We start from the raw sequence: 1,104 nt of genomic DNA, 5'->3' as shown, positions 1-1,104 counted from the left end.
ATCACCCGCACCGAGTACGAACCCAGGTCACGCAAAGCGCCCGGCGCTGATCCGCTCCGGCGCCAGCATGACACTGCATGGCGATGAACTGGTCAACGACAAGAGCCATATCATCGCCGGCGGCGCACTGCAGGGCGACCTGCACAATCTGAAGAACGAACAGGTGTTCGGCGAACACATCCAGCGCGAGCAAGGCACCAGCCAATATACCTACAGCCGCTGGCGCGGCGGTTTCAAGCGCTATCACGAGCGCAAGTGGGACGGCCAGATCGCCTACACCCCGGCCGACACCATCCAGACTATCGCCCTGAATGTGTCCAAGACCCAGCAGCACACCGCCAGCAACGGCAGCGGCTACAGCGTCGGCGGGCGCAATACCGGCGGCGTGGGCGGCACCATCGCCGGCGGCAGCGGCACCTCCGGTGGCGCCAGCCCGCGCGAGATCATCGAAGTGGCGGCCGCGGCGGGAAGCGTCGGCGCCCCGGGCGCCCTCCAGGGGCACGACGCGGTATCCGCCGACGGCCCGGGTGCCAGCGCCGGCAGCGGCGTCGGTGCCGCCAGTGGCAACGGCCCCGCCGTCATCCGTACCGTGGGCGTCGACACCCAGGTGCCCAACAACAGCCTGTTCCGCGTCCGGCCGGACAGCGGCAGCTACCTGATCGAAACCGACCCGCGCTTTGCCAACTACCGCAACTGGCTCAGCTCCGACTACATGCTGTCGCAGTTGGGCTACGACCCGGCCACCATGCACAAGCGGCTGGGCGACGGTTTCTACGAACAAGGCCTGGTGCGCGACCAGATCGGCCAGCTCACCGGCCGGCGCTTCCTCCAGGGCTACAGCAGCGACGAAGCCCAGTACCGCGCCCTGCTGGAAGCGGGCAGCACCTATGCCCACGCCTGGAACCTGCGCCCTGGCGTGGCCCTTAGCGCCGAGCAGATGGCCCAGCTCACCAGCGACATCGTCTGGCTGGTCGAGCAGGACGTGACCCTGGCCGACGGCTCCCGCACCCGTGCCCTGGTGCCGCAGGTCTACGTGCGCGTCAAGCCCGGCGACCTCAACGGCAACGGCACGCTGATCGCCGCCGAGCGCATCGACCTCAAGTT

At 68.5% G+C, this 1,104-nt stretch carries 1 pseudogene; it reads left to right on the top strand.

Annotated elements, in window-relative coordinates:
• Positions 1-67: 67 nt before the first annotated feature.
• Positions 68-1,104: pseudogene (locus OR16_RS34580) on the top strand (S-layer family protein); the annotation flags it as partial.

This window comes from Cupriavidus basilensis OR16 (assembly GCF_000243095.1).
Lineage (GTDB): Bacteria > Pseudomonadota > Gammaproteobacteria > Burkholderiales > Burkholderiaceae > Cupriavidus > Cupriavidus basilensis_D.
This window is presented reverse-complemented; position numbering and strand designations above follow the sequence as displayed.